Source organism: Streptomyces sp. PA03-6a (assembly GCF_033792765.1).
Classification (GTDB): domain Bacteria; phylum Actinomycetota; class Actinomycetes; order Streptomycetales; family Streptomycetaceae; genus Actinacidiphila.
In genome coordinates this window covers 1-9751 of record NZ_JARAVK010000301.1, presented here as the reverse complement: position 1 = coordinate 9751, position 9751 = coordinate 1, and the positions used below count along the sequence as shown (strand labels likewise).

Below are 9751 nucleotides of genomic sequence, written 5' to 3'. Positions count from 1 at the left end.
CCCCACCCGCAACCCGCCTCCCCGGAAACCCTGTACACGGACACCCCTTCCAGGCTGGTAAGGTTTCACCCGTCGCCGCCACAGCGGCCGACACGCCCCCGTAGCTCAGGGGATAGAGCAACGGCCTCCGGAGCCGTGTGCGCAGGTTCGAATCCTGCCGGGGGCACCTCGCACGAGGTGCCAAAAGACCCCGCCACCAGCCAAGACGCTGAGCGCGGGGTCTTTGCGTATGCGCAGGCGTGTGTCGCCGAAAGTGGGCGTAGGACGGGGTCTGTGGACTATCCGTGGACGGGATCTTGAGGCATCGCTCCTGGTCAGCCACGCCAACACGGGGCGCCTGGGATGCGAGCGATTGATCGGCGACCTCCTACACGCGAGAACCCCGGCGCGCCACACTGACGCTGCTCCCTCGACGATCTCCAGCGATTGGGGCGAGCCACCCGATTGGGTTGACTAGTGTCTGCACATCAGCGCAGTCAGGTGAGTCCCAGGGGGTGGGGATGTCCGGTGGGACCATTTCTGTGATCGTGGCGAGCGTCGGCGTACTCGGAACGCTGGCTTCGGGAGTGATCACTCAGGTCCTCGCACAGCGTGCCGAGTCACAGCGGCGGGAGCGGGAAGAGCGGGCCCGCACCACGGAACAGCGAGCTTCTGAAGATCAACGCAAGATTGATCAACTCCGCAACTGTTACGTTCAGCTGAACGCAAATGATCGCTATTACAGAGACGCGATGCTGGCGTACGCCCACGCGCTCAAATCGAGATCAGTCGACGCGGAAGCAGCGGAAGTCAATACCGCACGACGTGCCCAACGGGACACTCGTGCTGAAGCCCAGCTGGTGGCAAGCGACGCGGTCCTAGCGATCGAGAGCCGCGTGAACGAACAACTCGCCGTCGCCTACGAGCACCTGATGGACGCAGCGGGTGGGCCAGACTCGCCCACTCGTCAGGAGAGGCTCAAGCGCATCATTGGTCTTTTGGACTCGATCACCGCGCAGCAAGGACACGTGCGAGCACTCATGCGCCTTGAGGTGCGCGCTACTCAGGAACTTCCAGACTGGTACAACCCGGAGATCGGGCTGGCAGCGCCTCAGCATAACGGCCATTAATCATCTACAGCTTTGGGCATGAGAAGGCGCAGGCACTGGAGAAACCAGGGCCTGCGCCCGTCGAAGTATGATCACTCGTACTCGCGCAACAGCTCTTCGATCTTGCGGTTGGCGATCTCCTGTCGACCGTCGATGCATTTGACGTAGCGGCTCAGCAGGACCTCCACACTGTTGCCTGCCCGTTCGGCAACCTCCGTGGCATCCACGCCCGCGTTCAGCCACGTCGACAGCGCCGAGTGCCGCAGGTCGTACGGACGCCGGGCCAGGGGCGATGCGGCCACCACAGGCGGCAGCGCCAGCAGACGGGCCTCCTGCCAGGCTCGGTAATACGAGGACGAGGAGACCACTCCCCCGCCCTCGCTGAAGAACAGCCTCCCGTCGTCGGCCACTCCGAAGGTGTCGAGGTGTTCCCGGAAGATCGCCACAAGCTGCGGAGGAATCGGCACCCGTCGCACGTCCTCAGCCGGCCGGTTCTTCAGCCCGCGGTCGTCGTGGCTCTCCCCCGAGTCGGTCCACAGCTTTCCGACACTCGGGCGCGTTCGGTGCAGCAGGGCGGAGCCCCATCCGGTGGCCGGCAGGGTGAGATCAGTCTCGGCAAGCCCGACCGCTTCGGCGGGGCGCAGGCCCCCGAAGTACATCGCCGCAAACAGACCGACCAGACGCCGGCCCCGGGCACGCCGGTACCCGCCGAGGTAGGACACCGCGCACAGCAAGGAACGAGCCTGGTGAGGGTTGGCAACGACCCGAGGATCTACTTCGCTGGAAACCTTGGGCTTCTGCCACCTCACGCCGCCGAGCGGATTCTCGGAGAACTCGCCCAGATCGACCGCGTAATGCATGGCATTGACGAGGGTCCGTCGCTTCCGACGTACGGTCTCGGCAGCTGCGGCAGTGCCGTCGAGCTTGAGCTTGAGGGAGTCGAGTACGGCGCGTCCGGTCACGGGGTCACCGAGATCAGCGAGGGGGCGGGAGGCTTTGGCGACCCAGTGAAGGACATTTTCTACGTCCGATGGGAGATCCCGATCGTTCGGCCCTGGCAGGACGAATGCCCAGTTGCGCAGGGCCTTGCGCAACTCCTCCGCGGGCGGACGGCCAGGACGCTCGTCGAGGAGTGCCACGGTCACCGACGCCAGGGATTCGTTGATGCTGACACGAGTGTTCGGCGCTGCATGCGGCCACTTCATGGCCAGGTACCTGAGCGCGAATTCGTACCAGGTCAGTGAGGCCTTCTTCTCCGCCATCGACTCGGGGAGGCCGCTCTCGACGTCGAACTCCTCACCGTCGTGCGAGGCCCGCAGCAGTTTGGAGCGGTAGTGGTCGGCGAGGCCCTTTGTCCTGAACGTCTCGGAGAACACCTGGCTGGCCACCGACCAGCGCACGTCGTATGACGGTGTCTTGTAGGGCCGCTTACGGACGCCCCAGATTTTGACCTGCAGAGACTTCATGCCGCGGTCCCCTCCAATTGCCGAAGCCAGGCAACGAAGTCGCTGCGCCACACTCGCAGCTCGCCGTTCGGCAACTTGAAGGCATCCGGGCCGTGGCCCAGTTCACGCCAGCGATAGAAGGTGCGCCGGGACACCCCGCCGAGTTCGGCGAGGATCTGCGGGACGGTCATCAGCTCGTCGCGGCTGCCAGTCACGGTGTGGGTTCTCCTTCCGTTCCGAGGGCGGGTGCGAGTGAGGCCACGAGCCAGGCCTCACCGGGGGTCAAACTGGTGCCAGCGAAGACCCAGTGGGAAAGGACGAGCGTCGTCTCGTCGTGACGGTCGATGCCGAGCGCGGTCAGGGCCTCAGTGCGTCGCCATTCGGCGCGGGCGTTGCGCAGGGCGCCGAGGGTGGTGGAGTAGCGGCGGGACTTGGTGGAGAAGTGGCCGCGGAAGCCGAGCATGTGGGCCCAGGCGCGGAGCCGGAGCTCTTCGAGTTCGGGGCGTGCGCCGAGGGTCCACGCCGTGCGGATCATGCGGCGTGCGTGGTCGGAGATCCGCAGATGTCCCAGCTCGGCCAACAACCTCAGCGGGCGGTCGAGGGTGCCGGTGGCCGTCTCGGCGCCTTTGGTGGCGTATTTGGCGATGTAGGCGGCGACAGCGCGCTCGGTCAGCTCTGTGCCGCCGTCGAAGTCCGCGCTGCGGATGGTGCGGACGTCAAGTTGGCGGCCGAAGGCGAAGGTGTGCGCACGGCCGTCGATCACCGGGCCGTCGACGGATGCCAGTGCGGCCACGGCGTGGATCGCATCGGCCAGTAGTTCGGGGGTGGCCCAGGCCGGGGGCGGCGTGGAGCCGCCGTCCGGGCCGTCGAGGCGCATGACCGCGTGGAAATGGACGGCGCCGCGCTTCTGGTACTCGGCGACCTTGGCGAAGGACAGCCGCGCGTGGTCCCGGAAGGCGCGTTGGGTCAGTCCGGCGCGCTTGGCCACCTCCCGGCGCAGGTAGATGGAGAAGCGCCGCCATAAGGCTCCGGCGTGCGCGTTCCACAGCACGGCTGCCTCGTAGTCGTAGGTGTCGGGGTCGAGCGGTGTGCCGAGGGCGTCGTCCTCCTGGTGGTGCAGCAGCCCGCAGCGGCAGGGGCGCACCTCTCCGCGGCTGTCGGTGGGCCGGTTGTGGACGGGCCCGAAGCCGGGCGCGGTGAAGGTGGCGAACACCCGGGGGTGCGTGGCCACGTGCTCGGGGGTTCCCTTGCCGCCGCGCAGGCCCGCGGTGATCAGGTGGTAGGTGTCGCGGCGGTAGGTCTCCGCGCAGGCGGTGCATCGGGTGGCCCGACGGTTCTTGCACGGCACGAGGAGTCGGCCGGCGGGGAGCGTCGTCGAGTCGAGGTGGTGCAGGACGGGTCCGATCTCGCCGGTTGCCGGGTCGACTCGGTGTTCCGTTCGGTAGCCGTCGAGTCGTACCGGTCGGGCGCAGCCGCCGAGCCCGGAGAGCTGTCGGGCGAGGGCTGGGAGGGTGCCGAGGGAGGCGAGTTGCCCGAGTTCGGCTACTGGGGGTGTTGCGGGGCGGGTGATGATGTCCTGTGTCCTTTCGGCTTCGGTCGTGAGGGGCTGGGCCTGCCGGGGCGGTCGGATGCTTGGCGGCGTGTTGCCGCCCCGGCGGGCCGTCATCGTTCGGTGGTCGTGTTGAACAGGGAGCGCAGTACCAGGGCAGCGATGGCCACGGCCACGGCGGTGAGGGCGACGGTGGCCAGCAGCGCGGTCAGGACGATGCCGACGACGACTAGGGCCACGACGACGCCGGCCCCGGCACTCACGTAGGGCGTGACGGTGCGGGCAGGCGCCTGTGTCCCCGCGTGGGTTGCCGAGTGACGGCAGGAGCAGGTCTGCGCGTGGTCGTCCCGGACTGCCAGGGTGTCGGGCATGGCGGGAAGCTTGGGGCGGAGCATGGGTGGGTCTCCTCTCAGTCGTGGGTGCCGTTGACGACCTCGACCCCGGAGCGGGTGCCGGAGTCGATGGCGGGAGCGAGGAAGGTGTCGGCGAGGTAGAAGCCGAAGAGGGCGATCACTACGGCGACCCACATGCGGACTCCGAGGAACTTGATCGCGGCCCAGGCGATGACGCCCAGGACGGCGACGAGCGGCAGGGTGACGGTCACGGGTGCCTCCTCAGCGGGCCGAGCAGCGGTGGGTGCGGGCGGCGAGCTCGGCGGCGGGGCGGCTGTCGTAATCGGTGGAGAAGCCGCAGCGCGGGACGGTGCACGCGGCGGTGTGCTTGGTGCGGCCGCGTCCGTCGAAGTAGGTGGCGACCTGTACGGGGCCGATGCGGCGGACGTTGCGGAACCGGGGATTGGCGGGCATCAAGAGGCCTCCTGGTGGCTGGTGAAGTCGTGGACGTGCTCGGTCAGCCAGCGGCGGATCTCGGCTGCCTCGGCGTAGTCGGCGGCGAGGATGACCGGCTCGGCGACGAGCACGGCTTCGGTGAACTGGTTCTGTCGGACGAGTTCTGCGGCGCGCTTGAGGGCGCGCAGGGTGGTCGGACGCAAGGGCGATTGCTCCAGGTCAGGTGAGTTTGGCGGCGATGGCTTCGGCGAGCGGGGCGGCGACGCCGAGCCGGGCGCGAAGCGTGGTCGCGTCGATGGCGGTTCCGGTCCGGGCCCGGTGGTCGTCGGCGATCTTGCGGGCGTGCTGGACGAGGGCGGGCGGAATCTCCGCCTGCGGCCGGGCTGGAGGGTTTGCGGGGAGTGCGGGCAGTTCCGCCCGTGGTTCCGGCAGCGGCTCGGCGTCCGCGTCGTCGTGCGGTTCGTTGGCGGTGGAGGGCATCGGCGCCGCGTGGGCGAGCAGCGTGCCGCCGAGGAAGGCGACCGCCGGCCAGCCCGCGACGAGGATGCGCAGCCAGGCCGGTACGTCGGCCAGGTTGAGCAGTCCCGCGGTGGCGACGTTGGCGCCGAGTGAGGCGACCAGGGCGATCAGGAACCAGGACCAGCCGGCCGCCCGGGAGCTCCCGGACCGCAGTCGTCGCCAGGCCGCCACCAACAGGAGGTCGACGGAGATGGGGTAGGCCCAGGCCTTCCAGCCGTCTTGCCCAGCCGCCGCGGCGATGTCGTGCAGGTGGGCGAAGGACAGCGCGGCAGCGATGACCGCCTGAATCAGCACCGCATCGACTCGGGCCAGGTGAGCGCGCACGGCACGGCTCCTTCCGGTTTCGGGCAAGGCGGGGGTAGGGACGTGGCGCGAGGCGGTCACGCCGGCCGAGGAGTAGAACGGGTCAGTCGATAACCGGGCGGAGTTTCGGCGCCGGGTCCAGGTGCTTCGTCGGCAGGGACGGTACGTCCGGACGGAACGACACCAGAGCGGGCACGTCCGGTGCGAGATCGGCCGTCTCGCGACAGATGGCAGCCGCTTCGGCGAGGGACAGGTACGGGGTGCGGATGCGGGACCAGCCGCCGGAGGTGTCACCGACGACGGCGAGTCCTGGGCGTTCCGGTGCGATGGCGCACGCGGCCCCAACGGCTTCGGGGGCGATGTCGCCGAGCGCCATCTTCGCGGAGGCCTCGTCGTTGACTCGGTGGCACACACGGCCGGTGAGCTGGGCCCGGAGCATGGTGGCGCCCTTGCCAAGTTCGGCGCCGAAACGCTGGCCGCACACTTCCAGGTAGATGCCTGCGGCGCGGCCGAGTTGGGCGAGCCGGATGAGATGCGTGACCATCTCGTCGCGCCGTTCCTCGTCCTTGCGGGTCGCGACGAGGAACAGTTCGGCCACCTCGTCGATGAACAGCACGATCGGGGGCGGGCGCCTGTCCTCGGGGAGGCCCCAGATGTCCGAGGTGATCTCCTCGCCCGACGCGCCGGGAGCGATCCCTTGCCGGGCTTTGATCAGGTCGTAGCGGTCCTCCATCTCCTGGACGAGCGCCGGCAGGAGTTCCGCCGCCTGCTCCGGATCGGTCGCCAGAGCCGAGAGCCGAGCGGCAAAGGGCGCCAACTCCACTCCGCGCTTGCAGTCGATCCCCACGAGGACGACGGGCTGCCTGGCCAGTCCGGTGAAGAGGTTCCTGAGGAACATGGACTTGCCGGACAGGGTCGCGCCGAGGACGAGTTGGTGCGGCACGACGCGGTAGTCACGGACGCAGGCGGTTGCGTCCTCCCGCAGCGCCACCGGGATCTTGAGGAAGTCGGCGCCCGCCTTCCGGGGCATCCGCACTTTCCGCAGCACGTCGTAACCGACCAGCCGCAATTCGACGACGCCAGGCTTGATGTCCCGGACGTGGACCGCATGGACGCCCCAGGCGTGGCGCAGTCGCTCGGTAGAGGCGGCTACGTCCGCCGGCTCCTGCCCCGGGGCCAGGCGAAGCCGCACGCGCAGGCCTGTCGATGTCGGGCGAACCAGCCCGCGGCGCGGCGGCACAGGACGGACCTCGCGATGAGTGGTCGCCCTGATGGCCAGGGCCCGCCAGCGGGAGGGCTCGACCGTCAGGCCGCATGCCTCCATGGTGGAGGAGTACGAGGCCAGCAGCCGGGCCACCGATAACGGCAGCCCGACCGTGGACCAGTACGCCGCCGGATGCGCGTGCCGGGCGTAGGCCGCGCCGCCTATCGCAGCGAGCGGCCCACCCACCTCCACGAGCGTCAGCAGTTCGGACACCGGTGTCAGGCCTCCTGTCCAGCCGTCGCGAACACTCCGGGCGCCACGACAAGGGCCCGGTAGGCGATGCCGTGGCGGCTCTGCCCGTTGAAGACGCTCTCCCACGGACGGGCCACCAGGCCGGGCAGCGCGATCGGCGAGCCCACAGCCAGCCCATCGGTCACCCCGCTCTCCGGCACGGTGACCTGGATCAGCGAGGACTCCCCCTCGTCGATGTAGACGACACCCACGGTCATCAGAATTTCGCCGCTTACGGCGTCCTTGGCGATCTCGCCGGTCTGCCGGTCCCGGACCTTGGGCGAAGGTGCCTCGGTCAGCAGGATCGTCGCCGCCGAGGTCTCGACACGGATCACACGCACAACAAATCTCCCTTGTCGGGTCACATCAACCCGTCGCCTGACAGGTTGACTTAGCAAGTTCGAAGTTAGGGACGCCAGGTTGACTTGTCAAGTGGAGTTGAAGGGTCGGGAGACCTCAACCAACGACTAAGGGCAGGTCAGTTGAGCCGATAAGTGTCTTCAAGTTCCTGCCGGTCGGCGGGGAGCAGAACATCGACGACCTGCAACACCCTCCCGGAGGCATCACGCGCCACCACCAGAACGCCAAGTACGGGGTCCCCCGCGGTCAGCCCCAGCAGGCCCGCATCCTCGTCCCCCGCAGGACGCGCCGAAACGCGCTCGGTGACGTGATCGAAGCGCACCTTTTTGCGCGCTTCGAGATGCGCTCGCGGGCTCTCAGCCAGAAGTTCGGAGCTGCCGAGCTCAGTCCCCTCGACCAGGCCGGCCGGGAAGTAGGAAGAAGCAAGCTCCACGGGCTCACCGTCCTCCTCGATCAGAAGGCGGCGCACGAGCGCATGGGCTCCCTGCGGCAGGCCGAGCAAGGACGCAACTCGGCGCGGGACCTGGACTTCCCCCACATCAACGAGACGCCCCGGAGTCCGTGACTCGTCCCGTTCCAAGGCTTCGCGGCCTCGGCGGTCACGCTGCTCGACGACCTCCGGGCGGCCGCGCACGATCGTCCCGAAGCCCTGCCGGGACTCCAGCCAACCGTCCCGCTTGAGCAGTTCGAGAGCCCGGACAACAGTCGGCCGCGACATTCCGGACGCCTGCACAAGCTGGTTCTCGCTCGGCACCAGCGACCCTGGCGGATAGGTGCCGTCCTCGATCCGACTTTGGATCGTCTGCGCGAGCCGCACGTACTTTGGTGCAGCCACTTCGTACGCCACGGGCGCCGCCTAGTCGGGATTGGTCAAGTCAACTGGTCAACCAGCGTACCCAGCTGGCTGACACGCACGCTAGCTGGCTGACGAGCCAGACCGCATCCCACTCACGACGGCCACGCGTCGGCCATCTCGAACGACACAACCGTCCCGCCGAAGCGACTGGGGCCGGCGCGCCAGGAGTCCGACAAAGCATCGACCAGTCCCAGCCCACGCCCATGGGCCTCATTTGCCGCCGGGTACCGCAGCCGGACGCTCGCAGGAAAGCCCGGGTTGTGTACGTCCACCCGCAGGGACTTCCCATCCCGTCGCCACTCCACCCGCACAAGCCATTCCTCCTCGGCTCGCCCGTAGAGGATCGCGTTCGTCACGAGCTCCGAGATCATCAAGACACAGTCGTCGACCGAACAGGCGACTTCGTGCTTGGTGATGAAGTGCCTGAACCAGCGACGAGCCCGGCACACCGACTCAGGCAGCGGGTACAGGGTCATCGAGCCGAGCACTTGGCCGTCGTCAGCGCCGTGGTCACGGCGCCCCTTGCCGATGCCATCCATCCGCGGTTACTCCTCGCCGGTCCCATCGCAGTCAAGGCAGCGCCGCTTGGAGACGGCGCGGGGGCGCCCATTGGCAACGGATAACGCCAACGACGTCCGGGAGCTGACGAACTTCCAGCCCCGACCGCGGCACCCCCGGCAGGCGGACCTCCGGTTCCCTAACGGCCTTTCACCGCTCACACCGCGCCCCTTCCTTCGAAGTGGCCTTAGCCACTTCGTGGATAGTGGCATTAGCCACTTGGGTCAGGCAAGGGGTTCGGGGCACTTGGCCCGAATCGATCAGGTCAGCGGGTAACCCTGTTCGAACGCCCACCGGTTGGGCGGGTAGGTGGCCTCGGCGAACTCCAACGGCCGGTCCTGCAGGTCATAGACCACGTGGTGCACGATAAGGACAGCCGATCCAGCCTCCAGGCCGAGGTCCGCCGTCTCCTCCTCCGTCGCGGTGCGGGCGCTCATGCGATCCTCCGCATAGCTCCCCTGGCGTCCCGTCATCTGCTCCACGTACAGCAGCGTGCCCTCCTGGATGCGCTCGGGGTCCATGAGCCTCGGCGCCCGTTGCGCCATCTCCGGAGCGAACCAGGACGTCGACAAGGTGATTGGTCCGGTCTGGTTACTGGTCACCCGCCGGCGATGCACAGCGCGCCGTTCTTTCGCCAACCCCAAGGCGTCGGCAACGTAATCCGGCGCATCAAGCCATCCCGCCGACGTGATCACCGCGTACTCGCCAGCCGTGTAGATCTTCCCGGTCTGCCGTGCCCGACCATAGAGCTCCCGGGCCCGCCGGTTGACCTCCACGCCGCGCACGTATG

At 68.3% G+C, this 9751-nt stretch carries 14 protein-coding genes and 1 tRNA gene; 2 read left to right on the top strand and 13 right to left on the bottom strand.

The genetic code is table 11. The features are described 5' to 3' along the window. Nucleotides 1-94: 94 nt before the first annotated feature. Together PV350_RS40560 and PV350_RS40555 are read left to right on the top strand one after the other, a co-directional pair. A tRNA-Arg gene (locus PV350_RS40560) sits at nt 95-166 on the top strand. 334 nt (nt 167-500) lie between these two features. After that, nucleotides 501-1109, top strand: a complete 609-nt coding sequence (locus PV350_RS40555; RefSeq protein ID WP_500338440.1) for a hypothetical protein — start codon at nt 501-503, stop codon at nt 1107-1109. Between the two features lie 71 nt (nt 1110-1180). Here PV350_RS40555 and PV350_RS40550 read toward each other — a convergent pair whose 3' ends face one another. The 13 genes from PV350_RS40550 to PV350_RS40490 all read right to left on the bottom strand — a co-directional run. After that, nucleotides 1181-2554: a tyrosine-type recombinase/integrase gene (locus PV350_RS40550; RefSeq protein WP_500338439.1), complete on the bottom strand. Its 1374-nt coding sequence runs from the start codon at nt 2552-2554 to the stop codon at nt 1181-1183. After that, nucleotides 2551-2724, bottom strand: coding sequence for a helix-turn-helix transcriptional regulator (locus PV350_RS40545; protein ID WP_026251821.1), 174 nt, complete (start codon nt 2722-2724; stop codon nt 2551-2553). The genes PV350_RS40550 and PV350_RS40545 overlap by 4 nt, the downstream gene beginning before the upstream one ends. A gap of 20 nt (nt 2725-2744) precedes the next feature. Then, the gene (locus PV350_RS40540) at nt 2745-4199 is read right to left on the bottom strand and encodes a replication initiator (protein WP_500338438.1); all 1455 of its coding nucleotides are present in this window, start codon (nt 4197-4199) and stop codon (nt 2745-2747) included. Continuing rightward, complete coding sequence (locus PV350_RS40535; protein WP_500338437.1) at nt 4196-4477, bottom strand: SpdD protein; 282 nt, start codon at nt 4475-4477, stop codon at nt 4196-4198. The genes PV350_RS40540 and PV350_RS40535 overlap by 4 nt, the downstream gene beginning before the upstream one ends. 14 nt (nt 4478-4491) lie before the next feature. After that, nucleotides 4492-4686 (bottom strand): hypothetical protein, encoded by a 195-nt coding sequence (locus PV350_RS40530; RefSeq protein WP_500338436.1) that lies wholly within the window; start codon nt 4684-4686, stop codon nt 4492-4494. 10 nt (nt 4687-4696) lie between these two features. After that, nucleotides 4697-4888 carry a mobile element transfer protein gene (locus tag PV350_RS40525; RefSeq protein ID WP_018563556.1) on the bottom strand — a complete coding sequence of 64 codons (192 nt, stop codon included), beginning with the start codon at nt 4886-4888 and terminating at the stop codon, nt 4697-4699. Then, the gene (locus tag PV350_RS40520) at nt 4888-5073 is read right to left on the bottom strand and encodes a hypothetical protein (protein WP_018563557.1); all 186 of its coding nucleotides are present in this window, start codon (nt 5071-5073) and stop codon (nt 4888-4890) included. Before PV350_RS40520 ends, PV350_RS40525 begins: the two co-directional genes overlap by 1 nt. A 16-nt stretch (nt 5074-5089) precedes the next feature. After that, the gene (locus tag PV350_RS40515) at nt 5090-5713 is read right to left on the bottom strand and encodes a DUF2637 domain-containing protein (protein WP_500338435.1); all 624 of its coding nucleotides are present in this window, start codon (nt 5711-5713) and stop codon (nt 5090-5092) included. An 82-nt stretch (nt 5714-5795) separates the two neighbouring features. Further along, entirely contained in the window at nt 5796-7169 is a 1374-nt protein-coding gene (locus tag PV350_RS40510; RefSeq protein WP_500338434.1) for an FtsK/SpoIIIE domain-containing protein, read from the bottom strand. Nucleotides 7170-7174: 5 nt separating this feature from the next. Then, complete coding sequence (locus PV350_RS40505) at nt 7175-7528, bottom strand: SCO3933 family regulatory protein (RefSeq protein WP_500338432.1); 354 nt, start codon at nt 7526-7528, stop codon at nt 7175-7177. A 137-nt stretch (nt 7529-7665) separates the two neighbouring features. After that, a complete protein-coding gene (locus PV350_RS40500; protein WP_500338431.1) occupies nt 7666-8394 on the bottom strand; it encodes a GntR family transcriptional regulator in 729 nt (242 codons plus the stop codon). Between the two features lie 101 nt (nt 8395-8495). After that, nucleotides 8496-8942: an ATP-binding protein gene (locus PV350_RS40495; RefSeq protein WP_500338430.1), complete on the bottom strand. Its 447-nt coding sequence runs from the start codon at nt 8940-8942 to the stop codon at nt 8496-8498. A gap of 279 nt (nt 8943-9221) precedes the next feature. After that, nucleotides 9222-9751: UTRA domain-containing protein (locus PV350_RS40490; protein WP_500338428.1), on the bottom strand; the 530-nt coding region annotated here is incomplete at its 5' end.

Coding starts and splice junctions, on each gene's coding strand:
- PV350_RS40555 (WP_500338440.1), top strand. CDS start 501: ATGTCCGGTGGGACCATTTCTGTGATCGTGGCGAGCGTCGGCGTACTC.
- PV350_RS40550 (WP_500338439.1), bottom strand. CDS start 2,554: ATGAAGTCTCTGCAGGTCAAAATCTGGGGCGTCCGTAAGCGGCCCTAC.
- PV350_RS40545 (WP_026251821.1), bottom strand. CDS start 2,724: ATGACCGTCCCGCAGATCCTCGCCGAACTCGGCGGGGTGTCCCGGCGC.
- PV350_RS40540 (WP_500338438.1), bottom strand. CDS start 4,199: ATGACGGCCCGCCGGGGCGGCAACACGCCGCCAAGCATCCGACCGCCC.
- PV350_RS40535 (WP_500338437.1), bottom strand. CDS start 4,477: ATGCTCCGCCCCAAGCTTCCCGCCATGCCCGACACCCTGGCAGTCCGG.
- PV350_RS40525 (WP_018563556.1), bottom strand. CDS start 4,888: ATGCCCGCCAATCCCCGGTTCCGCAACGTCCGCCGCATCGGCCCCGTA.
- PV350_RS40495 (WP_500338430.1), bottom strand. CDS start 8,942: ATGGATGGCATCGGCAAGGGGCGCCGTGACCACGGCGCTGACGACGGC.